Raw genomic sequence first — 24,012 nt, forward strand, 5'->3', positions numbered from 1 at the left:
CGCCGGATCACTCCGGCGTCGCAACGATGATGACCATGCGCGTCAGGCCCGGCGGATCAGCCGGTAAAGTTCTCTCCCCCAGAGGATCAAACTCGTCAGGACGATGATTGCGACCCATTCGAGGATCGAGAGCGGCGTCGTTCGGAAGACCCGCCCGCCGAACTGCACCATGATGATCTGCCCGACCAGAATTCCGGCGGCGATCATTGCGAAGGCGCGGTTCCCGAGCAGATGACGGAAGATCGACTCCCCGGTTCCAAAGCACTTCGCATTGAAGAGATTCCAGAACTGCAGCATCACGAATACGCAGAAGAAGATCGTGAGCTCATGGTTGTTTGCCGCGGAATTTTCTTCCAGCCCGAGATTCCGGATATGGATGAGCAATCCGACCAGCGCCGCGAGAAAGACCACCGCGCCGCAGGCGATCCCGCGCCACATCGCCGGTGTGACGATGAACGCACTGTTTTTGCGCGGCGGCAGATTCATGACCTTCGGATCGGGCGGTTCGGTCGCGAGAGCAAGCGCCGCAAAGGTATCCATGATGAGGTTGACCCAGAGCATCTGAATGACAGTGAGCGGCAGATCGATGCCGATGAAGGGACCCGCCATTGCAATGGTCAGCGCCACAACGTTCACTGTAAGCTGGAAGAGCAGGAACCGCTGGATGTTACGGTAGAGCGAACGTCCCCACATGACCGCGTTCACGATGCTGCCGAACGAATCGTCGAGCAGGATGATGTCCGCCGCCTCCTTGGCGACGGAAGTGCCGGTTTTACCCATGGCGATGCCGACATCGGCACAGTTCAGCGCGGGAGCGTCGTTTGTGCCGTCACCCGTGACGGCGACGACCTCGCCGCAGCTCTTCAGCGCACGGACGAGCTTGAGCTTGTCGTTCGGCCTGGCCCGTGCCATGATCCGCAGTTTGCAGGCGGCTGCAACCGCCTCTTCATCGGAGAGCGCGGCGAACTGGGCTCCCGTCAGAATGGTTCCTTCCGCGGGCGTCTCCTCATCCCAGAGGTGGATCTGGCGGCCGATTTCGCGGGCGGTCTCCGGATTGTCGCCCGTGACCATTTTGACCTGGATTCCGGCGCGGTAGCAACGGGCGATCGCATCGGGAACGTCGGGGCGGACCGGGTCGGCGATCGCCGTGAATCCCAGCCATGTAAGCTCTTTGGCCACGTCGGCGAGTTCGTCGGATTCTCCCGGGTTCTCGCAGAAGGCGAATCCGAGGGTACGCATGCCGCGAGCCTGCCAGGTTTTCAGTTCGGCGAGCTGTTTGCGCTTGAGTTCGTCGGTCAGCGGAACGGTCCCTTCTGCCGTTTCGCAGCTCGAACAGAGATTCAGCAGAATTTCCGGAGCTCCCTTCGCGAGCAACAGGTGTTTCCCATCCGGTGATATCCCGCTGGTGGCCATGAACTTGCGTTCGGTCGTAAAGGTCCACTGGCGGGTGATGGAAAACGAAGAGCGGATCGTTTCATAATTGATTTTCTGCGCATCGAGCCAGAGCAGCAGCGCTCCCTCCGTCGGATTCCCGATCGGCTGCGGATCTGCGGGGTCGACGCGGGAGAGGTTTGCGGTCGAGTTCCCGGCGATGCAGAGCGCGAGGAATTTGAGTTCCTCCGGACTCCGCCCGAGGCGGGGAAACGATGCCTCCTGCACGCGCATCCGGTTCATGGTCAGCGTTCCGGTCTTGTCGGTGCAGATGACGGTCGCCGCGCCGATGGTTTCGCACGCGTGCATCTTGCGCACGAGGTTGTTGGCGGCAGTCATCCGGCGCATGGAGTAGGCGAGGCTCAACGTGACGCTCATCGCGAGTCCCTCCGGAACCGCGACGACGATGAGCGTTACGGCGATCATGAAAAACGTGATGAATTTCGGAAGCGCCTCCGGAGCAATCCATTCGCGGACCGTGTCGGGCAGCGTGCCGGTCATTGCCATGATTCCGAGTCCCGCTCCGGCGATGACAGCCCCCGCGACAATGAAGAGGATCCAGCTCAAAAATCCTTTGCTGCGCAGAAACTTCGGAAGCGGCGAACGTCCCTTGACGAGTTCCACCGCGTCACAGATGACCGGCAGCCACACCTGGGTCAGCGCCACAAGGATGCCGATCATCAGAATCCCAGAAACGGTCCATTGCGCGGCGTTCTGAACGAGTTTTTTCGCGAAGATTCCCTCGGTGACAAGCGCGATGAACGTGATTGCCGCAATCGTGAATCCGACCACGCCGATGAGCTTGCCCAGTTTGGAGAGCTGGCGATTCAGCGGAGTTTCGGTATCGCTTTTTTCGGCGGCCGCGACTGCGGTACGGCCGATTTCCGTATTGGCACCGACGGCGGTGATTTCGAGGTAGCCGTAGCCGTCGACGGCGGTGGTTCCCCGAAGAACCAGCGTGGCAGGATAGGTTTCCTCCGGATGGTCGTCGCGGGCAGCCTCCTCCTCGGTCATTTTGACGACCGGATCGGATTCCCCGGTCAGCCTGGACTGGTCGATCTGCAGATTGACCGCTTCGAGCACCTTGCCGTCGGCGGGGGCCTCTTCTCCATTTTCGAGGAAGAGAATGTCTCCGACAACGAGTTCCCGCTTCGGAATCTGGCGGAACTCTCCGTCACGGATGACCTTGACCGGCGTATCGTCATTGATTTTGTTCAGGATGTCGAACTCCTTCTCCGCCCGGAATTCGTTCAGGAACGAGAGGCCGGTTGCGAGCAGTACGGCGATGATGATTCCGGCTCCTTCGACCCATCCGCCCGTCACCATCGAAATGACCGCGGCGATGATGAGGATTCGGATGACCGGATCATCGAATTTGGCGAGAAACTGCCGATACCATGGGTCCCGCTCCGGCGGGGCCATCAGGTTTTCGCCGTGTTCACGGCGGCTTGCTTCCACTTCAGCGGCGGAGAGTCCGCGATAGCGGACAGTGCCGCGATTGTTGTTTTCGTCCATAGTACTCCAGAATGATGAAAGTTGCCCGTTAATGTTTATTTTTAATAAAAATACATCCATCCGTTTTTTTATCCAGAGCGAAACGAAAAATTAACGCAATTTTAATAATTGTCCGCCCGATTACGCCATTTCCCCCTTTTATAATAAGCCGCTCCGATTACTGCTGGAGGGAGAGTTGAGAGTGCCATCCCCCAGCAAATTCCGGAGAATCCCATTTCGAGATGTGTACCAAAAAACCAACAGAGCGGCAACCGGAGCAGGAGTGCTTCGAGCATGGCATTAAACAGGGCCAGGGAGGGGGCTCCTGTTCCGGTTGCAAAAGCGTCGCAAGTGTACATGACGGCATAGGCCACTCCACTCCAGGAAGAGAAGATTCGCAGATAAAGTACGCCGGATCGGATCACTTCCGGATCAGAGTCGAAATATCCGATGAGCGGTTCCGCAAAAAGCTGAATCATCAGGACCGCGCTTCCTGTTGCCGCTAGACTGAGTAAGATTCCGTTGCGGATTGTTGCCGCAGTCCGTGCAACTTTTCCGGCGCCCAGGTTCTGAGCGGCCATAGCGGTGACGGCTTGGCCGACCGCCCAGCATGGCATCCCGGCCAGCGTGCTGATTTTGAGGCCGATCCCGGCAGCGGCCGCCGCGGTTACGCCGTACTGATTGAACATTCCTCCCACCAGCAGGAATGCGATATTGATTACGACAAGTTGCAGCATCGATGGAATGCCTACTTTCAAAATTTCGACCGTTTGTCTCGGGTTCGGAAGAAAGTTTTGAAGACGATATCCTGCAAAAAATCCCTGTTTTTTCAGAAAGGCCAAAGCGATCAGCAGAGCGCTCCCCTGTGCAGTTACCGTGGCTTGTGCAGCACCCGCGGTTCCCATTTTCATGATTCCGACGAGAAGTAAGTCGAGAATGATATTGATTCCCGTGGCGATAGAGATGAATATCAGCGGTCGCTGCGAGTCGCCGAATCCACGCAGCAGTGCTCCAATCGCATTGTATCCGAATACGAAAATCGTTCCGAAACTTTGTATCTTAATGTAATTGCACGCTTCGTCAAGAGCTTCCGGCGGAACAGCCAGCTGGAGGAACAAATGCCTGCTCAGGGTGTAACTGCATAATGATACGGGAAGCGCCGCAAGAACCATTACTGTGAAGAGAGTTCCAACAATATCGCGTTCGGCTCGTGTGTTGCCCGCACCGCGAAATTTGGCAGCCAATACGGTTCCGCCAACAGCGATGCCAATGCCAATGCTGGTGACAATGAAACAGAGTGTAGAGGCATTACTGACTGCCGCAACTCCTGCACTTCCAACAAAGCGGCCGACAATTACCATGTCGGCGATGTTGTAACAGGCTTGAAGAAGATTGGAGAAAAATAACGGAAGCGCAAAGCGGACCAGCAGGGTGTGAACCGCTCCGCGGGTGAGATTATATTCTGATTGTTTCATGAGTTTGACTTGCTGGTTTCTGATCTAAAGTGAGGACACAACCCATTGTCCGCGGCTTTGGGCAGAAACCAACACGGCTGCAGCACATGTGTGAAGCGCAACAGCCTGCCGATGATTGAAAAATCAGATTCTCCACGCCCCGGACAACGTCACATCGCATTCATTGCCGGAGCCTGCTTCAATACAGAATTTTCCCAATGTGAGATCAAACATGATTTCTTCCTTGAACTATTTGAAAAATATATACTGGAATAAAACCTTTGTCAAGCTTGCTGGGTTTTCAATTTTTCCTGATGTTTGCTTCGATATCGACCAGACGACGATCTTTTTGCTGAAAAATCCATACTTTCCCTTCAATCATCCATTCGAAAACGGGAGAAAACCGTGTATCTTTAGTGCGTAAACCATTTTAACGCCGAAATGGAGGCATGCATCATGGAAGTCATCATTCGTCCGACGACGGCGGAGGCCGTCAATCTCACTGCAAAACTCATTGCCGAAGCGATTCGCCGCAAGCCGTTTCTCAAGCTCGGACTCGCAACCGGTGCCACGATGGAGGCGGTCTACGCTGATCTCGCCGCCATGAACAAGGCCGGAGAAGTCGATTTCTCCCGCGTTGTCACCTTCAACCTCGACGAGTATATCGGGCTTCCGCCGGAAGATCCGAACTCCTACCGTTACTACATGAACAAGCATCTCTTCAGCAAGATCAACATCGATATGCGCAATACGAACCTGCCGAACGGACTTGCCGAGGATGAGGTGGAAGAGGGCCTTCGCTACGAGGCGGCGATCGAGGACGCCGGCGGCATCGACCTTCAGCTGCTCGGCATCGGCAATGACGGGCACATCGGCTTCAATGAACCGATCTCCTCGCTGGCGAGCCGCACCCGCGCCAAAGCGCTGACTCCTGCGACTTACGCGCAGAATTCCGTCTACTTCAATCCCCCCGAATCGATGCCGAAACGCGCATTCACGATGGGAGTCGGCACGATTCTCGACGCCGCACGCGTCGTCATGCTGATCACCGGCGCGAAAAAGGCCGGCATCGCGGCGAAGGCGATCGAGGGGCCGGTCACGTCGATGGTCACCGGCAGTGCGCTCCAGATGCATCCGAACGCGGTTGTGATTCTCGATGAGGCGGCCGCTTCGCAGCTGACCCAGACCGATTACTACAACTGGGTATTCGCGAATGAGCCGGAGTGGGAACCCTACCGGTAATCCGGCAGCACGGCAAGGAGCAATCATGACGATTCAAGTTGCAATGAAGTGCGTTCCGGAGCTCGATCCGGAATTCGTCCCGGCGGCTTTGTGGAACCGGGAATATGCGAAACTCGCGGCCGCCGATCCCGGGAAGCGGAACCTCGCGCTCTGCGTCGAGCGCGCCAACGGATGCGTCTCGCGGCTTGACACCGTAGTGTTGTCCGATTCGGAAGCGAACCGCCCGCTGACGCTGCGTTACGTCGAGCGGATCGTCAAGTTCCTGCTCTGGGCGCGCGGCGGCTGGAAGCTGACCGTGGCCGGGGCGCCGGAACTGGTTCCCGCTCTGGCGGAGATCTATTCGCCGGAGGGCGCGCGCAAGTTCGACTACGCCGTGATCGGCAAAAAAATCTACGATCACCCGTTCACCGTCACGGGATGCGCCTATGAGGCAGCTCCCGCAGCAAAGGAGATCGGGTTGAAGCTCGGCGGCCATTTCGACGGCTGCCGGATCGGATTCGACCTCGGCGGCTCCGACCGCAAATGTGCGGCGGTGATTGATGGGAAAACCGTTCACAGCGAAGAAGTTGTCTGGGATCCTTATTTTCAGAGCGACATCAACTACCACATTGAGGGAATTGTCGACTCGCTGAAGCGCGCGGCTGCAAAACTGCCGCGCATCGACTCGATCGGCGGCAGCGCGGCCGGGGTTTACGTGGACAACCAGCCGCGCATTGCGTCGCTGTTCCGCGGGATTCCGGAGGAGCAGTTCGAGTCGCGTGTGCGTCCGGTGTTCCTCGAGATCGCAAAACAGTTTCCGGGAATCCCGTTCGTCGTGTTGAACGACGGCGAAGTTACAGCTCTCGCCGGAGCGATCAGCATCGGCAAAAACGCGCTGCTCGGACTCGCGATGGGGACGAGCGAAGCGGTCGGTTTCGTGACGCCGGAGGGAACGCTGACCGATCATCTGAATGAACTTGCATTCGCTCCGATCGATTACCGTGAACAGAATGCGCCGGTCGACGAATGGTCGGGCGACGCGGGCGTCGGAGCGCTCTATCTCTCGCAGCAGGCGGTGGGACGGCTCGCGAAACGGGCGGGATTCGACTTTCCGGCCGGGACGCCGCTTCCGGAGCAGCTCAAGCTTGTGCAGAAAGCGATGGAGAACGACGATGAGCGGGCCGCGAAAATCTACCGCACGATCGGCAGTTATCTCGGTTATGCAGTAGGGCATTATGCGATGTTCTATCCGATGGAGAATCTGCTGCTGCTCGGGCGGGTTTCGAGCGGGAAGGGCGGTTCGATCATTCTCGACGTTGCGCGTGATGTCCTTGCAAAGGAGTTCCCGGAGCTGAAGGTGGAGTTCCACATTCCTGACGAGGCGTTCAAACGCCATGGGCAGGCGGTGATCGCCGCCACGCTTCCGGAACTCTGATCCGGGTTTCCGGCATTCTGCAGAACGGAGCGGTCGCCCGGTGCGGCCGCTCCGAAATTTTATCTTTTTGAACGGGGGATTTTTTCGTTTCGCGACTGCGTACGGTACGAGTCGCAATTCTTCGAACGTCAAGCGGACCGCCCCTTCTCATGTCCGCCGGGCCGCTTCCCTGATTTCCGTGTTTCCTGTTTCACGCCGCCGATTTTTACGACATGGCGCAAGAGACGAATTTGAGGAGGAAAAGTGGTGGATCCGGCCGGATTTGAACCGACGACCAAGAGATTATGAGTCACCTGCTCTGACCGCTGAGCTACGGATCCACGGGGATTTCTCTTACTATAATTCCGGTTTGGCTTCTTCGCAAGTTCCCCCAGAAGGATTTTTTCGCTTTTCGCCCGCGACGGCTGGACTTTTGAACAACTGTGAAGTATGGTATGCCTGGAAACAGGAGGAGGTATGGACTGGTTGGGACACTACGGATGGCTGACATACGGAGGATTTCTGCTGATTCACATCGGCATTTGTCTGCATATCCTGATTACGAAACGGGAACAGCCGGGCGAAGCGCTCTTCTGGCTGCTTCTTGTGGCCCTGCTCCCCGCTGTCGGTATAGCCTGCTACTTCCTCTTCGGCATTGTCCGGCTCGAACATGCGCAGAAAAAGGTTCTCCAGCTTCAGCGGAATATGAAGGAGGATCCCCGCCGCTACTTCGGACCGGCCATCGCGGCGCTCCAGCAGTCGCTCAGCCGGTTTCAGCCGCAGCCCGATATCGCCGAGAAACCGCACAACTTCATGTTCGATCGGCTGTTCCCGGATTCCAGACTGCTCGCGGGTAACAAACTCGAGATGCTGCGCGACGGCGTCACCGCCTATCCGCGTATGCTTGAAGACATCCGCTGCGCCCGGCACTGCATCCGCATGCAGTCCTATATCCTCATGAGCGACGAGGTCGGCCGGGCCTTCATGGAGGCGCTGGAAGAACGCGCCCGGGCCGGGGTCGAGGTCAAAGTGCTGTTCGACTCTCTCGGAAGCATCCGGAGTTATTTTTCACACTATTTTCGTCGGCTTCTCCGGCGGCGGCTCGCCAATTTTCAGATTCATTCGTTTTCTCCGTTCCATCTGGTGACTCCGTGGCATTTCCAGCTGCGAAACCACCGAAAGCTCCTGCTGATCGACGGCCGGATCGCCTACACCGGCGGAATCAATATCTCCGAGGAGAATGAACGCACCACGCGGGTTCCGAAAAACCGGCACATCCACGATCTCCACTGTCGGATCACCGGACCGGCCGTCGCGGAACTGACCAAGTCGTTTCTGCAGGACTGGGCCTATGCCACGCACAAAGAGTGGCTCGACGGGGTCGGCCCCCACGATTTCCCGCTTCCGGAGAAGGAGGGGGAGGCCGTTGTCCGGGTGCTGACCAGCGGTCCCGGCGGAAATTACGAGGGAACGCGCAAACTTTTTTTCGCCGCCGCCATGTCGGCGCGCCGTTCTCTCTGGATCATGACTCCTTACTTTGTTCCGGGACCGGAGTACATCAATCTGCTCTGCCTGACTGCGGCGCGCGGGGTCGACGTCCGGATCATCGTTCCGGCGAACAACGACCACTTCTTCGTCTCATGGGCGGCGCAGAACTACTATTCAACGCTGCTCGAAAGCGGAGTGAGAATTTACAACAAACAGGGGATCTTTTCGCATATCAAGGCGTTGCTGGTGGATGGCACCTGGGGATTCATGGGATCAAGCAACTGCGACAGTCGGAGTTTCCGGTTGAATTTCGAACTGGACTTCTGCTTTGAAGAGAGCGGTTTCCCGGAGGTGCTGCGCAATCAGTATCTTGAGGAACTCGCAAATTCGCTGCCCGTCACGCTCGAACAGGAGCGCGCGAAATCGTTTCCGCGACGTCTCGGGGAGAATATTTGCGCATTGTTCACCCCGATTCTGTAAAGAAAAATGCCCCGGAGACTCGTTGCTCCGGGGCGGAAAACGGAAGGCGGATCAATCCACCTTGACCGCCGTGTCGAACGGGGCGGCAGGAACCCCCTTGCGGTTCACAAGATTCGGATTCGCGAGCTTGTCCCAGCCGAAACGGAGGCGGTGCGGTTCGGCGACGCGCTCAGACGTGACGATGAGTTTGTCCGCTTCGATCACTCCGGTGGCGGGATGGAAGGTGTTGTCCTTCCCGGCCAGCATCAGGTGAGAGACGGATTTCCCGTCGCGGGTTTTCAGGCCGTTCGCATGATCGAATTCGACGATCGCCCGGTTCCCGTCGCGGGTTGCACGACGGAAGGTCGGAGCCATCGCGGAGTCGTCTCCGATCTTGTAATGATGATACAGGACAAGATTGGCAAGACGCTCCGCAAGCGGAATCTTGTTGCGAGGATGGATGTCGTTCTCCTCGCCGCAGTCGGTCGCGACGATGAAGCCGGCGTTTTTGTCGGTCTGGGCGAACCGCTGCTGAGCGGCCCAGAAGTTCGGGATCCGGGTCGAATCCTCGTTGCCGTACTTGAAGGGCGGAAGCTGAACGATGTAGATCGGCATGTCCGGATTCGCGAAATTGTTGCGCCAGGTGTCCGCAAGCGCCTTGAGTTTTTCCCCGTAAAGCGCTCCCTCGGAATGATTGTCCTCCCCCTGATACCAGAGCATTCCCGTGACCGCGAAGGGACCGAGCGGATGGACCATCGCATTGTAGAGCGCGACCGGAAGACGCTGTTTGTCTTTCCGAAGCTCATCGTCTTTTTTCTTCATCATGTCGGCGATCTGGCTTGCGGTCGACTTCGCGGTCTGTTCGAGGGATTTGAATTTCTTCATCGACTCGAGGGTCGTCATTGATTCGATTCGGCAGCCGCCCCATGAAATATCAATAAGGCCGACCGGAACGCCGACGGTTTTCTGTATCTGTGCGCCGGTGAGGTAGCCGACCGCGGAGAAATTTCCGGCAGTCTGCGGCGTGCAGAGGGTCCAGCGCGCATTGAGCGTTGTCATCGGGGTCCGATTCCAGACGCGGGGGACCTGATAGAGGCGGATCTGTGGATTTTCCGCCGTGGCCAGAACTTCCGCAGCGTTCGTGATGTTTTTGAGCACCCACTGCATATTGCTCTGGCCGGCGCAGAGCCAGATGTCGCCGACGAGAACGTTCCGGAACGTTTTCGTTCCGTCGTCTCCCTTTACGGTGAGAACAGCGCCTGTGGCGGAAGCCTTTGCCGCGGGCAGTTCCAGTTTCCAGCTGCCGTTTCTGCTGACGGTTCCTCGGACGGTGGCGTCGCCGAAGGTGACTTCCACCTTTTCTCCGGACTTACCGGTTCCCCAGACGCGGATCGGGGTGTCGCGCTGCAGGACCATGTCGTCGGTGAACACGGGGGCGGTTTCGACCGCGCCGAGGGTGAGGGCCGCACCGGAAAGCGCGGCGAGAATCAGTTGTCGTTTCATGAAATCCTCCTTCTGAAAACTGATTTTAGTATAGCATTCCACCGATAAGAATGCAAATGTTTTGTGTGTCCCCGCTAAGAAGTGAAACGGTTCCGCGTCTGAAAAGAAGAAACAACGTTTTTTGCGGTGGAATTTCTTGTATTTCCCGAAAAAACGGTTATGTTTTCGTTAAAACTCATGGGAGAAACGATGAAGCGACTCGAGGATCCCGTCCGAAAGGCGGAGGTGATGGGGAGGCAACTGCGCCGGAGAATCGGCGTGGCACTGTTTCTGCGCGGATTTCTCTCTGTGCTCGGGCCTGCCGCGTTTGCGGCCGGAGCCGTGGTGCTTCTGTTGCGGGTTTTCGCCGGATCGCTCTCCGCCGCAGCGCCCGCCGGAATCGCGGCGGCCGCCCTGGTGCTCTCCGCCGTCTGCGGCGCGGGCATGGCGGCACGGCATCTTCCCGAAAGGCGGAAGCTGCTCGTCTGGCTCGACAGTGCGGGCGGATCCGGGGGGATGCTTGCTGCCGCTCTTGAAGTCGATCCCGGTGCGTGGCGCGGACAACTCCTGCTGCCGCCGATGCCGAAAATCCGGGTCGGCTGCCGGAGAGGAGTCGCCGTGGCGGCGGCGGGTATGATTTTTCTGGTCGGAGCACTGCTGATTCCCCAGTCACGTATCGTTTCCGGCAACCGCCATGCGCTTGACATCACGGAGGAAACCGCGGAGCTGGAGCAGAAACTCGAAGTGCTCGAAGAGGCGTCTCTCATGCGGGAAGAGGAACTGGAGGATCTGCGTGCGGGGCTTGAGGCGCTGGAAATCAACAACGACGCGCGTGAGACGGCCCGGACCTACGAACTGCTCGACGCTCTCGCCCGCAAGGTGGAACTCGCCGGCGAGGCGGCGGGGGAACGCGTGCGGAACGAGGTCGAGACGCTGCGGATGGTTTCGAATGCACTCGATTCGCTCAGTGCCCTGCCGCTCGATCAGGTTCCCCCCGAGGCTGCGGCACAGATGGGGGCGCTGCTTGAACAGCTTGCGCGGGAAAATCCGGAACTTGCGGAAATGCTCGCGAATGCGGGTAGAGAGAGTTCGAAACTCGATCCCGGGACGATGAAGCGACTCGCCGACGCCATGCGCGACTCCTCGGGCAATCTGGAGAAGAAACTTGCCAAACTCGTCGAGCAGAAGCTCATGAACGCCCGTTGCGCCCGCCCCGGGCAGTGCGACGGCCGGAACGGAGCGTGCGCATCCCCCGGCAGCTGCCCCTACGGAGAGGATCTGGCCTCCTGGCTTGAAAAAAATGCGCCGGGTGCCGACGAACTCCAGCAGGCCGTATTGGCCGTGTGTGCGTTCGGGGAGGAGGCTGGAAAAGGAGGAATTTCGCGTGGCCGCGGGGATGCACTGCTCCGTTACATCGGAAACACGAAGGACTCTTCCGCCACCCGGCGGGATTTCTCCGTCGCCGGAGCAAACGACCCTGCGCAGAGTATGGTTGTGCAGCGGTTTGCTGCGGCGCCGAACGTCGACGAGAGCGAGCGCCGGGCGGCCGCGGCGGGTCATCTGCGCGGCGGTGATGTCGAGATGGAACAGCGCGACACTCCGGTCTATCCCGAACACCGTGCCGCGGTGGAGCGTTATTTCACCCCGAAGGGAAAATGAATTCCGCGCCGCAGGGCGCGTCTCATTTTGAATTTTTCATACAACAGGAGATGTTCCATGATGAATCACCAGACCGAACTCATTCCGCCGGAGGAGCTGCAGCCGATCCGCGAACGGGCATGCCGGATTCTTGACGAACTCGACCGGATTCTGCTCGGTCACCATGAAGTGCACCGACTGCTCCTGATCGGAATTCTGAGTCGCGGTCACATTCTGCTGGAAGGGCTGCCGGGGGTCGGCAAGACTGCGCTGGTCAAGGCGCTCGGATCTTTGCTGTCGCTCGAATTCAAGCGCATTCAGTTCACGCCGGATCTGCTGCCGAGCGACATCCTCGGGTGCAACATTCTGCAGATGATGCCGGACGGGGAACGGAAGATGGTGTTTCAGCCGGGGGCGATCTTCTCGAACATCGTGCTTGCGGACGAGATCAACCGCGCCTCGCCGAAGACGCAGTCCGCGATGCTCGAAGCGATGCAGGAGCACGCCGTGACGCTGCTCGGGGAGACCCGGCCGCTGCCGGATCCGTTTTTCGTGCTCGCCTCGCAGAATCCGATCGAGCTTGAGGGAACCTATCCGATTCCGGAGGCGCAGCTCGACCGCTTTCTCTTCAAAATCGCGGTCGGCGGCGTCGATGCGGACGTACTGACCGAGATCATCTCGAAACGCCGCCGCGGCGAACCGCCCGCCCCGACCTTCCATGTGACGGCCGCGGAACTTGCGGAGCTCTTCGACGCGATGGAGAGGATCTATCTGAGCGAACCGGTTGCGAATTACATGGCGCGCCTCGTGGCGGCGGGGCACCCCGGCTCTCCGGAGGCGCTGCCGGAGGTCGAACGGTTCGTGTCGTTCGGCGCCTCGCCGCGCGCGGCGATCGCGCTGGCGGAGTCGGCGCGCGCCGCGGCGCTGCTCGCGGGGCGCCCGTCGGTCGGCTTCGAGGATGTGAAGAGCGTCGCGCCCGCGGTGCTGAATCACCGGCTGATCCTGAACTATCAGGCTCGGCTCGAAAAGGTGACGAGTTTCGATCTGATCGATCTGCTGCTTGAGAAGGTCGAGCCCGCCGGGCTCGGACTGCCCGCCGGGGTGGCGCTCGAATCCGGGGAGGTGAAAAAATGAGATTCCGAACGACGGGCTGCATTCTGCTTCTTCTCTTTGCGGCGTGGTTCTGCCGGGCCGAAGAGTTCGGCGAAATTTCGGTTGAAACGGTTCCCCTCATGCTGCAGGAAGGCGGTAAATTCCAATATTTTGTCCGGGAATTCCGATTGGAGAACCGCGGCGCGGAACCGGCGGAAATCTGGATGCGGCTGCGGGCGAACTCCCAATCCGTGGAGAGCTGTTCGGCGGAACGGTCGGTGCTGCTTCCGCCGGGAGCGGTCCGGAACGTGAAGCTTTTCTGGCCCCGGAACGATCAGAGTTATTTTGCGAGATATTTTTACGATGTTGCGCTCGATCTGGTGATCAATGGTCGCGCGGTGCGGCATTCCATTCAGGTTTCGGGCAACAGCACGGTCTATTCTCGCATCTCTCTTGCCTCCGAATCGCTTCCGTTCGATCAGTATCGTCAGTTTTTGAAGGACAATTATTCGAGCCGGGTGGAGGTCTCCTCCGTCCCGGTGGCGCAATGGGGGAGGAATGCGCGCGATTATGCGGGAATCCACTCCGTCTGGATCTCTTCGGAGGATCGGCTGCCGCCCGAGGTGGAAACCGCGCTCAGGCGTTGGATGTTCGGCGGCGGGGCACTCGTGGTCTGCGTGCCGCCTGATGCGGCGTGGCCGGAGGGGAAGGAGCCGGAGAACGGCGTGATGGAAACTCGTCACGGCTGGGGAAAACGCATTCTCTGCCGCCCGATCCCCCCCGGCGGACTTAAGAAATTGAAAACATCTGATTCCGGGGACGATATGAAAGCGTCGGGCGGAGCTGATCTGTTTGGCGGCAATCCGCCGGGAAGTGAGGACACGCCGGAATATGAGATCACGCCCGGGTTGATACGTCTGGAGATCCTCTGTTCCGGCGACACGGAAAGCGGGATGAATTTGGCATCGGAATTCATGGATGTTCTCGCGCTGGAGATTCCGACGATTCCGTTGCACTGGCTTTTTTTTGTGATGCTCCTGTTCGTGATTCTGATCGGTCCGGTCAACTACTTTGTGTTAAAGAAATTTCACCGTGAGATGCTGCTGCTGGCGACGACGCCGGCGATCAGTCTGCTCTTCTGTCTGCTCGTGATCGGGTTCATCACAATCAGCGAAGGGTGGTATTCGCGGGCGAAGGCGTATGGAATCACACTGCTCGATCAGGAGAATCGTCTTGCCGCGACGCGGGTGATGCTGGGAATCTATGCACCGGTCCCGCCGGGAGGAGGATTTGTGTTCCCCGTCGATGAGAAACTGAACTTCTACGGCGCGGGAGAGATCGATCTCTCGCTGAACGAGGGGCAGCATTTCCGGTCGGGGCTGCTTCAGCCGCGGATTCCGCTCTTTGCCGCCATCGAATGCGTGACTCCACAGCGCGAACAGCTCCGGATCGTGCGGGAGAAAGGGGGAATTTCTGTCGTGAACGGCCTCGGCGTGAAGCTCACCGGGCTCGGCGTCGTGGATGACGAGGGGCGATTGTTCGTGACCGACGATCCGGTCGACCCGGGCGCGCGCGTTCAGCTCAAACCGACCTCGTTCCGGACCGGACGGAGCGAGATGAACTGGGAGGAGCTCCTCAAGCAGTTTGGGCGCTCTGATGCCCCGGAGAAGAATTTCATCCGTGAAAACATAAAAAATTTCGCGGGCGGATTTTACGTGGCACTCGCGGAAGAGCCGCTTTTCTACACGCCGGGATTCGAGCCGGATCAATTTGAGGCGAACCATCTGGTGTTCGGCCGTTACAGCTTTTCGGGAGAGGAGTAGAATGAAAATCCAGGTGAAAAATCTCATGCGCTCGTTCGGCGCGACCCGGGCGGTGGATGACATCAGTTTCGAGTTCGCCTCGGGGAACATCTTCGGCTTCATCGGTCCGAACGGGGCGGGCAAGACCACGACGATCCGCATGATGGCGACACTCGATCTGCCCGATTCCGGAGACATCCTCTACGACGGGGTTTCGGCAGTGGACGATCCGGAGGAGGTGCGCAAGGTGGTCGGGTACATGCCCGACTCGCTGCCCGATTTCCGGGACATTCAGGTGTGGGAGTACCTCGACTTCTTCGCGCGTAGTTTCGGGTTGCGCGGAGAAAGGCGGATACGTGCACTCGCGGAGATCGAGGAGTTTACGAATCTCGGAGGAATCCGCTATAAATACCTCGCCGGGCTCTCGAAAGGGATGAAGCAGCGCGTGAGCCTCGCCCGGGCGCTCGTGCACAACCCGGCGGTGCTGATCATGGACGAACCCGCGGCAGGACTCGATCCGCGCGCGCGGCTCGAACTGCGGGCGCTGCTGAAGATCCTCTCCGAACAGGGCAAGGCGATTCTGCTTTCGAGCCATATCCTTTCGGAATTGCAGGATATCTGCGACGGGGCGGTCATCATCGAAAAGGGAAAACTGCTCTCGGCCGGAACGCTCGACGAACTGCTCGTGAAGGCCGGAGGCGGCACGCGGAATGCGCCGGATGCGCCACGACAGGTGGCGGTCATGATCCAGTGCGCCAAGACACAGGAGGCGCGGCTTAAACTGCTCGAACACCCGGCGGTGAAGGAGGTCGTGATCCGTGCCGACGGCGAACTTCAGGCGTTCATCGAGGGTGGGGATGAACTGGTTCCGCCGGTCATGGGCACGCTGTTCGCGGCGGGGCTGCCGGTCATGGGATTCAAGCGGCAGTCGATCGGGCTGGAGGAGCTTTTCATGCGCATTACAACCGGCGAGGTGCAGTAAATGGCCAATGCGATGGAGAAAAAAGGCGTCCGGGATTGGAGCGACAGGCTCAACCCGGTGTTTATCAAGGAGATGCGGCAGTATTTCCACAACCGTGGAATTCTGGCGGTGATGGGAGTTCTGCTGCTTGTTCAGCTTCTGATGCTCGTGGTGATGCAGCTTCAGGTCGCCGGAAGCAGGAATGAATACTTCGGCAGTGGAGCGGTGATGTTCGGCATGGTGGCGACGGGAATGGCTTTGGCGGCATTCCTTGTGAGCGCGGTCGGTTCGGTGTTGCGTTTCACGGCGGAACGGCGGGACAGGGAGCTGGATTTCTCCCGGATCACGACGCTTTCGCCGAACCGGATCATCTGGGGGAAGCTGCTCGGGGCGCTGGTCATGACGATTTTCATTTACGCGCTCTGTCTGCCGTTCATCGTGATCGCCTATTTTCTGCGTGGAATCGCGATGTCGGAGATGCTGCTTGTGGCGCTGGCGATTCTGCCGCCGGTGCTGATTGCCTCTCAGGCCGGCATTCTGATCGGGTGTGCCGGAAGGCGCTGGCTGATCGGCGTCTATTTCGGGGGGATGTTCCTGCTCGGGCTGTTTTTTCTCGGGTTTTTCGGCTTTCTGGCCGCGTCACATGCGGTGTCGGGCACCAGTTCATTCGGAGGAATGGTGCTGTTCTGGTGCACATTCTGTCTTTTCCCGTTCGGCTTGTTCTATGCGCTCAGTGTGGCGGCGCTGAGTTCGCGGTATGCGAACCGGATGCTGCCGGTGCGGCTCTTTCTGGTTGCGGCGCTGCTGTTGACGCCGCTCTTCGGGCTGGCGGTCGCGTGGCTCAGTGACGGGCGGATCGACCCGCTGCCGGCGGCGCTCTGCGCCTTCGGTGTGGGCGGAGCGATGATCGCCGGAATCTGCGCAACATTGGCGGCGTTCGAGCGGCTCGATCCGGGGCGTCGGGTGCGCCGTTCGTGGCCGCGCAACCGGGTGGGGAAGTTTGTCTGGTTTCTGTTCTCCAGCGGGGCTTGGGGCGGTATCGCATTGTCTTGGCTCGTCGTGCTTGCGACGGGAGTTGTGGCGGCGCTGCTGTTTACGATCGTGCCGGACGGGGGGCGTACCGGAATTGCCGTGCTGTGCTGGGGGGCGGTCGCGTGTTATTTTCTCTTTTACGCCCAGCTTGCCGTCTGGGCGTCGGCGCACTGGAAGATTCTGCCGGGGTGGTGCTTCTGGATTTTCGGGGTGATTCTCTTTGTTTTTGTCCCGCTGCTCTTCTGCGGACTCCTGGCGATGGTGACGGAAATGGAGGTTGAGATTCTGCTCGTCACGACGCCGTTCTGTCTGGCGCTCGTCAAGCCGGGAAGCGAGCTTGTCATGGCGGTTTTCGGGCCGTTCTTCGCGCTGGCGTCGCTGGCGCTGGCAGCCTCCTCATACCGGAAAGGCGAGAACAAACCATGAGAGAACGCACGTTCAGCGACAACTGGAATTTCTGGACGGTCAAATATCTGCGCCAGACGCGGCACAACTTCTCGCTCGTGGTCTGCGTCGGTCTGCTGTTGCTGGTGCAGTTTCTGATTTTCCGGAGTCATCTCGGGGGGATTCCGCTTCCGCGGAGTTGGCCGCCGGGGTGGCTTTTTATACTGCTCGTCGGCTGCGGACTCGGGACGGAGGTATGCGTGGCGGTCTGTTTCGGTACCCCGTCGGAGAAAAAGCGTGGGGGAGGGGTGGAGCATTTCACCGGATTTTCGCCGCTGGATTCGGATGCGCTGTTCCGGGGGTATCTTTACAGTTTCCTGCTGACCTTCGGAATTTTGTTCGGCTTCTGTGCCTTCACATGGGGGGCGACTGTTTTTCTGTTCCCCGGAAAGACGTTCGAACTGTTGTTGTGGAGCCTGGACACCTGTTTGCTTTCGTTTATTCTGCTGCAGCTGGACGGCATGCGTTCAAGCCGGGCGGATCAGCTGGTGTTGATTGTGCTGGTGCTTTCCCTGTTGTACCGGAATCTGTTTGACAATCATTTCAAGTCGCTGTCGGATTTTTCCCTGACGATTTTCCTGATGCTTTCGGCGGTCTATCTGGGAGAGCTTCTGCGCGAGTCGCTTCTGCCCCGGGGAGCGGTGCGTGAGGTTGCACTGCGTCTGGGGTCGATCGCGTTTCCGGTGGCGGGATACCTGATCGATGTTCCGTTTCTGGCTCTTGTGCCGGCGGCGGAGGCGTTTGTAGCGATGGGCTGTGCGGTCGACGGCGTTCCGGGACGGCAGCTTAAGCGGCTTTCGGGCGGTCTCTGCCGCCGGTTTGCCGCGTGGGTGTTTTACGGCTCTTCCGCGGGGGGATGGCTCTGGAGCTGGGGCGTGGCGGCGGCGACCTGGGGAATCCTGATGTTTCATCGGGAGCAGATGACTTTCGCGCTCTTTCTGGTGAGCTGGGGACTTGCGAGCACGGAGGCGGCTTTTCTCATTGCCGGGCGGCGGCGCATGCGGCGCCGCAGCAGGACGGTGGAATTCAATTTGTCGATTTTGGGCGGATGTTTTTTGATTCTGATCGTATTGTTCGTGATGAATTCAGCCGTTTGCGGCCTGGATGGAGACGCGATGTTTCTGACCGGGGCGAACTGGGGCTGGGCGGCGGCGGCTGTGCTGCTGATCCCGAATCTTCCGCGAATGGTTGAGGATTTTCGGAGCATTGTGCTTGTAAGGAGAACGATATGAAGGAGTTCTGCCGGAACGCGATCGTCTCGGCCCTCGCGCGGAGCGAAGTGCTGGAGCTTGCCACGGTGCGCCTCACCGCCGGAATCGACGGCCGGCGCACGGGGAAGCGCTCCGGCAATGCGCTCGAATTCTCCGAGTACCGCGAGTACCAGGCCGGCGACGACCTGCGGCGGCTCGACTGGGGCGTCTATGCGCGCAGCGGACAGCTCATGGTGAAACTTTACAGCGAGGAGGTCGATCCGCGCTGCGACATCGTGCTGGACAACTCCGCATCGATGGCGGTGCGTGAAGAAAAGGCGGCCGCGGCGGCGGGTGTCGCCGCACTGCTTGCGCAATCGGCCGTGAACGCTGGTTTTTCGCTCGCGGTCTGGCATTGCGGAGAAAAACTGGAAAAAGAGGAACGCGCAGCGTTTCCGCTCGAATGGAGCTGTTGCGACTTCGGTTCCGATACGAGTCCGGGAGAGGCGTTCGACTCGTTTGCCGGGGGATTCCAGAGCCGCGGAATCCGGATTGCCGTGACCGATCTTCTCTGGCCGGAGGAACCGAGGCGCTTTCTGCGCCGCCTCTCCGACGGGGCGATGCGGACGGTCGTGATCCAGCTTCTGACGCGTGATGAGCAGATTCCTGCGATTTCCGGCAGTGTTTCGCTGGTCGATGCCGAGAGTGGCGAGGTGCGCGAACTCATGGTCGACGAAGCGATTCTTGCACGCTACCGCGAACGGTTCGCCCGTCATCAGGAGCTCTGGAGCCGTGCGGCCGAGGAGTACGGCATCCGGCTGATCCGGCTGACCATGGAAGAGTTCTACCCCTCCTGGGACCTCCGGGAGCTGTTTCGGTGCGGGGTGCTGAAATGAACTGGATCACGGGATTCGAACATCCGGCATATCTCTGGGCCGCCACGGCGGTGCTGCCGCTGCTCGGGATCTACTGGCTCTACCGGCGTTCGAAGGCGACTCCGGTTGCGGCGATCTTTCTCTGGGATCGGCCTGAGACGACGCCGAAGAGCGGTTCGCGCTGGCAGTTCCGGAAGCTGCCGCTCTCGTTCTTTCTTGAGGCGCTTTCGCTGCTGCTGTTCGCCGTCGCGGCGGCCGGGCCGTTCCACATGAGCCCTGAAGCGTATCCGGTGCTGGCGGTGGTGCTGGACAATTCGTTTTCGATGCGGGCGGCGACTCCCGGAGGCGTCTCTCCACGCGAGCAGGGCGCGGAGACTCTGCGAAAACTTCTTGCGCGCCATCCGGGGCGTCGCGTGCTGCTGATCCTCGCAGGGCGCGAGCCGCGCCTCTGTTCCGACAGCCGCGAGACGGTGGATTTCGAGCGGTTCTGGACGGCGGACGAACCCGCCTTCGACCTCGCCGGAGCAGTCGCGCTTGCCCGGATGCGGAGTGCCGGGTGCGAACTTCTGGTGTTGACCGATCATATTCCCGATTTCCCGCTTGCGGAGGACACGGGCTGTTTCGCCGCCGGAACGCCGCTCGGAAACACCGCGCTTGTGAACGTCCGGCGGGGGGAGGGGACGGTTCTCGCCGAAGCGCTGAACAGCTCTTCCCGGCCGGTGCGCGTGCAGCTGGAGCTCTCCCCCGGCGGCGTGGCGGAGTCTGTGGAACTCGCCGCCGGGGAACGGTACAAGTTCGTCTGCCGGATTCCGGATTCTGCGCGGAGGCGCGAGATTGTCGTGACGCTTCGAACCTCCGGAGACGATCCGCTGCCGTTCGACAACCGCGTGGTCCTATTGCCGGAAAACCGGGCGCCGGTACGGTTTGCCTATGCGAAGGGGCTGCCGGAATCGGCGATTCGTGAACTGGATGCCGTTCTTGCCGGGAATCCTGATTTCATTCGCGCCGATGCGAATCCGGAACTCGTTTTCGGCGGCCCGGATCTTGCCGCCGGGAAGTTTCACCGATTTATCTGGAATACCGCGGGAGGTGCGGGGCAGACAACCGCGGCGCTTGAACCGATCTCGGCGCGGCCGGGTCGGGCGCTCACGCGCGGACTTGCGTTGAAGGATCTGCGCTGGAAAGCCGATCCACAGTTGCGCCTGCCTGGCGAACCGCTTCTGCAGCGCGGCGAAACCGAACTGCTCTCCTTCCGCCGCCGGATGGACCACTGGAGCGACCTCTTTCTGAACCTTGACCCGGAGAGCTCGAACCTGAGTCGACGTCCTTTCTGGCCCGCGTTCTTCTGGAACCTCGCACACTTTGTACGCGCGGAGCGCCCCGGCCCGGCGCGGAGCAATTTCCGCAGCGGCGAACTCATCGATCTCCGGCTTGCGGATCCCGCTCCGCGCGAGGTGCGCGTATTTTGTCCGGACGGTACGGAGAGAAGCGCGATTCCCTTCCGAAACCGGGTCATGCTTGCCGATCTTCCGCCCGGCGTGAGCCGGATCGAGGCGGGCGGGGCGAGTTGGAGCGTTTCGGTTCTGCCGCTTTCAGCTGAAGAGTCACAGCTTGAGAATGCCGGGCGTTTCCGGCGCGAACCGGTGCGGGTTGCCCGGATGGCGGAGAGTCCGCGCACGCCGCTCGGCTGGATCGCACTGCTCCTGGCGGCGGCTGTTCTGGCACTTCATCAATACCGGCTCGGAGTCGGGAGGAGGACCGCATGAACATTCTCTGGCCGGCAGCCTTTCTGCTGATTCTTCCCGCCGCGGTATTTCTGTTTCTGCGACCGTTCCGGAGTCCCCGGGTAAACGTGCTCCGGGCCGGTGTTTTTCTCGCCGTCATACTGGCGCTGGCCGGAATTTCGATCGAGTGGCCCGATCGCGCCGGAACGCTGGTGATTGCGGTCGACCGCAGTCGTTCGATGCCGGAGAACGCGAAGGAGGAGTCGGAGTCACTCCTGCGCCGTCTTGAAAGTTCCCGCCCGCGCGACTCCCGGCTCGGCGTCGTTGCGTTCGGGGGGGAGGCCGTGATCGACAAACTGCCGGAGTCGCCCGGCTTCGATGGACTCCGGAGCCGGATCGACAATCCGGACGGTTCAAATCTCGCTGCGGCCATCGAACTTGCGCTGAACCAGATTCCCGCGGATTCCCCGGGACGCATTCTGCTGCTGACCGACGGCGTTCATACCGGCGCCGATCCGGCCCGAATGATGGCGCTTGCTGCGGCGCGCGGCGTTCCGGTCGACGTCCGGCTGCTGACCCGCAGCGCCGCGAACGATCTCGCGATCGCCGAAATCGACTCCCCGCTCACGGCCGGTGTCGGGGAGTTCTACACGCTGAATTGCCGGATCGTTTCGCCCGGGGCGCAGCGCGCGACCTGTCGGATCCGGCGCGGCAGCGGCCCGTGGAGCGTGCGTACGGTCGAGTTGCGGCGCGGCGTGAATTTCCTCTCCTGGCGTGATCGCGGCGACAGGGCCGGGGTCATCGATTACACCGTCGAAATCATCGGCGCGGACTCCGCTCCGGACGAACTCCCGGAAAACAACCGTGCGCGGCGGCTCGTCGAAATCACCGGGCGCAAACCGGTTCTGCTGCTTACGGAGTCGCCGTCGGGAAACCTAGGGCGGGTTCTCGCGGAGGCGGGGATTCCCGTCGTCTCGCGCCGGCCGTCTCCCGCGGAACTGACACCGGAAAAACTCGCAGGCTGTTCCGGCGTGATTCTCGAAAATGTTCCCGCCTCCCGGCTCGGACCTGACGGCATGGCACTTCTCGCGAATATGGTGAAGTCCGGCGCGCTCGGACTCATGATGACCGGCGGGCGCAGTTCGTTTGCGGTCGGCGGGTACTACCGTTCGCCGCTGGAGGAGATTCTTCCGGTTTCGATGGAACAGCGTCAGGAGATGCGCAAGAGTCTGCTTGCGCTCGCCGTCGCCCTCGACCGGTCCGGAAGTATGGCCGCACCGGTCGGAAACATGACCAAGATGGACATGGCGAATCTCGCCACGCTTGAAGTGTTTCAACTTCTGATGCCGCGTGACGAATTCAGCGTCATCGCCGTGGACAGCGCTCCGCATGTGGCGATTCCTCTGACGCCGGTCGAGGACATTGTCGGCGGAGAGGCGCGCATCCGCAGCATCGAGTCGATGGGCGGAGGCATTTTCACGTACACCGCGCTTCATGCCGCCACAAGCGAACTTATGAAGTCCAATGCCGCAACCCGCCATCTGATCCTTTTTGCCGACGCCGCCGACGCGGAGGAACCGGGTTCCTACCGCGAACTGCTTGCGCGCACCTCTCAGGAGGGGATCACGGTCAGTGTGGTCGGGCTCGGGTTCGAGACCGACTGCGATGCGGAATTTCTGAAGGATATCGCCCGGCGCGGCAACGGTATGATCTATTTCTCCGACCGCGCCGATGAGCTGCCGCGCATCTTCGCGCAGGACACGTTCCTCATGGCGCGCAGCACTTTCATCGATACGCCGGTCGAAGCGCTTTACACCGCGGCACTCCGAAGTCTTTCGAAAGCCGATTTCGGCCGCTCCGCCGAGTTCGGCGGGTACAACCTCTGCTACGGAAAGGAGGGCAGCGAAGTCATTCTCGTCAGCAACGACGAATTCAAAGCGCCGATCGCCGCAACCGGAATGGCGGGGCTCGGACGGGTGAGCGTCCTCACCGCCGAAGCGGACGGCGAGTACACCGGGCAGTTCGCCGCCGATCCGATGGCGGGAACTTTGCTTTCGGCACTGGCCGGATGGATGATGACGCCCGAATCGGCGGAAGGGGATTTCCTGATCACCCAGGCTCTGGTCGACGGGGGGCACCGAGTGGAAATCCACCTGGATCCGGAACGCGAACGCGATCCGTTTCCGGAGCCGCCGGTGGTCCATACGGTTGTCTCACGGGAGGGCGGGCCGCCCGTTACGCGACAGGATTCGTTTGTCTGGGTCTCTCCCGACCGGCTCGAAGCGAACATCCCGCTCGAAGGTGATGCGGTCTATCTTTCGACGGTCGGCCGGGAGGGGAAACGGCCCGAAACGCTCGCCCCCGTCACCCTTGTCTATTCGCCGGAGTTTCGTCCGGTCGATTCCGCTTCGGCAGAGCGGATCGTCGACCTGGCCGGCTCGACCGGAGGCTCGGAACGACTGCTCCCGGATGACATCTGGGAGCAGCTGCCGGCGCGTTTCAGAGTTTTCCCGCTCTCCCCGTGGTTTGGGCTCGCTGCGGCGATCCTGCTGCTGCTCGAAGTCGCGGAACGGAGAATCGGTGTTTGGGCTCTGTTCGTCCGCCGCCGGCAGGAGCCGGCCGTGGCAGCTCCCGCAAAACCGGTGAAGCGGGTGAAAAAACGGGGAAAAAAACATGCCGCAACTCCGAAATTCCCGGCAGATGAAGAACATACATCCCATGCGAGCGCCGGCGCCGGTGCGGAGACTTCGGCGGAGCCTGATCCGCTCGGAGAGGCGCTGCGCCGCGCGCGTCGACATCGGTGAGTATGCC

At 60.3% G+C, this 24,012-nt stretch carries 15 protein-coding genes and 1 tRNA gene; 12 read left to right on the forward strand and 4 right to left on the reverse strand.

What is annotated here, in order from left to right; all coding sequences use genetic code 11:
• Window positions 1-42 precede the first annotated feature (42 nt).
• On the reverse strand, window positions 43-2,946 hold the full coding sequence (locus Q0K10_RS04530) for a calcium-translocating P-type ATPase, PMCA-type (RefSeq protein WP_294503766.1): 2,904 nt from the start codon (window positions 2,944-2,946) through the stop codon (window positions 43-45).
• A gap of 101 nt (window positions 2,947-3,047) precedes the next feature.
• Entirely contained in the window at window positions 3,048-4,400 is a 1,353-nt protein-coding gene (locus Q0K10_RS04535) for an MATE family efflux transporter (RefSeq protein WP_294503770.1), read from the reverse strand.
• A 435-nt stretch (window positions 4,401-4,835) separates the two neighbouring features.
• Between Q0K10_RS04535 and nagB the strand changes: the two genes are divergently transcribed.
• Both nagB and Q0K10_RS04545 read left to right on the forward strand, forming a co-directional pair.
• Window positions 4,836-5,621 (forward strand): glucosamine-6-phosphate deaminase, encoded by a 786-nt coding sequence (nagB, locus tag Q0K10_RS04540; RefSeq protein WP_294503773.1) that lies wholly within the window; start codon window positions 4,836-4,838, stop codon window positions 5,619-5,621.
• A 25-nt stretch (window positions 5,622-5,646) separates the two neighbouring features.
• On the forward strand, window positions 5,647-7,035 hold the full coding sequence (locus Q0K10_RS04545) for a hypothetical protein (RefSeq protein WP_294503775.1): 1,389 nt from the start codon (window positions 5,647-5,649) through the stop codon (window positions 7,033-7,035).
• 244 nt (window positions 7,036-7,279) lie between these two features.
• Here the strand turns inward: Q0K10_RS04545 and Q0K10_RS04550 are convergent.
• Window positions 7,280-7,355 (reverse strand) — tRNA-Ile (locus tag Q0K10_RS04550).
• Window positions 7,356-7,491: 136 nt separating this feature from the next.
• On the opposite strand from Q0K10_RS04550, the gene cls reads away from it, so the two are divergent.
• Window positions 7,492-8,982 carry a cardiolipin synthase gene (cls, locus tag Q0K10_RS04555; RefSeq protein WP_294503778.1) on the forward strand — a complete coding sequence of 497 codons (1,491 nt, stop codon included), beginning with the start codon at window positions 7,492-7,494 and terminating at the stop codon, window positions 8,980-8,982.
• A gap of 51 nt (window positions 8,983-9,033) precedes the next feature.
• On the opposite strand, the gene Q0K10_RS04560 is transcribed toward cls, so the two are convergent.
• Window positions 9,034-10,464: a sialate O-acetylesterase gene (locus Q0K10_RS04560; RefSeq protein WP_294503781.1), complete on the reverse strand. Its 1,431-nt coding sequence runs from the start codon at window positions 10,462-10,464 to the stop codon at window positions 9,034-9,036.
• A gap of 189 nt (window positions 10,465-10,653) precedes the next feature.
• Between Q0K10_RS04560 and Q0K10_RS04565 the strand changes: the two genes are divergently transcribed.
• From Q0K10_RS04565 to Q0K10_RS04605, 9 genes are read left to right on the forward strand one after another with little or no spacing between them, the layout of a single operon-like run.
• Complete coding sequence (locus tag Q0K10_RS04565) at window positions 10,654-12,102, forward strand: hypothetical protein (RefSeq protein ID WP_294503784.1); 1,449 nt, start codon at window positions 10,654-10,656, stop codon at window positions 12,100-12,102.
• 57 nt (window positions 12,103-12,159) lie between these two features.
• Complete coding sequence (locus Q0K10_RS04570) at window positions 12,160-13,215, forward strand: MoxR family ATPase (protein ID WP_294503788.1); 1,056 nt, start codon at window positions 12,160-12,162, stop codon at window positions 13,213-13,215.
• A complete protein-coding gene (locus tag Q0K10_RS04575; RefSeq protein ID WP_294503790.1) occupies window positions 13,212-14,996 on the forward strand; it encodes a hypothetical protein in 1,785 nt (594 codons plus the stop codon). The genes Q0K10_RS04570 and Q0K10_RS04575 overlap by 4 nt, the downstream gene beginning before the upstream one ends.
• A 1-nt stretch (window position 14,997) precedes the next feature.
• On the forward strand, window positions 14,998-15,957 hold the full coding sequence (locus Q0K10_RS04580; RefSeq protein WP_294503793.1) for an ABC transporter ATP-binding protein: 960 nt from the start codon (window positions 14,998-15,000) through the stop codon (window positions 15,955-15,957).
• On the forward strand, window positions 15,958-17,394 hold the full coding sequence (locus tag Q0K10_RS04585; protein ID WP_294503795.1) for a hypothetical protein: 1,437 nt from the start codon (window positions 15,958-15,960) through the stop codon (window positions 17,392-17,394).
• Complete coding sequence (locus Q0K10_RS04590; protein WP_294503799.1) at window positions 17,391-18,644, forward strand: hypothetical protein; 1,254 nt, start codon at window positions 17,391-17,393, stop codon at window positions 18,642-18,644. The genes Q0K10_RS04585 and Q0K10_RS04590 overlap by 4 nt, the downstream gene beginning before the upstream one ends.
• The gene (locus tag Q0K10_RS04595) at window positions 18,641-19,498 is read left to right on the forward strand and encodes a DUF58 domain-containing protein (protein ID WP_294503801.1); all 858 of its coding nucleotides are present in this window, start codon (window positions 18,641-18,643) and stop codon (window positions 19,496-19,498) included. Before Q0K10_RS04590 ends, Q0K10_RS04595 begins: the two co-directional genes overlap by 4 nt.
• The gene (locus Q0K10_RS04600) at window positions 19,495-21,243 is read left to right on the forward strand and encodes a VWA domain-containing protein (protein WP_294503803.1); all 1,749 of its coding nucleotides are present in this window, start codon (window positions 19,495-19,497) and stop codon (window positions 21,241-21,243) included. Before Q0K10_RS04595 ends, Q0K10_RS04600 begins: the two co-directional genes overlap by 4 nt.
• Window positions 21,240-24,005, forward strand: coding sequence for a VWA domain-containing protein (locus tag Q0K10_RS04605; protein ID WP_294503806.1), 2,766 nt, complete (start codon window positions 21,240-21,242; stop codon window positions 24,003-24,005). Before Q0K10_RS04600 ends, Q0K10_RS04605 begins: the two co-directional genes overlap by 4 nt.
• The last annotated feature ends 7 nt before the right edge of the window (window positions 24,006-24,012 follow it).

Source organism: uncultured Victivallis sp. (assembly GCF_944391105.1).
Taxonomy (GTDB): domain Bacteria; phylum Verrucomicrobiota; class Lentisphaeria; order Victivallales; family Victivallaceae; genus Victivallis.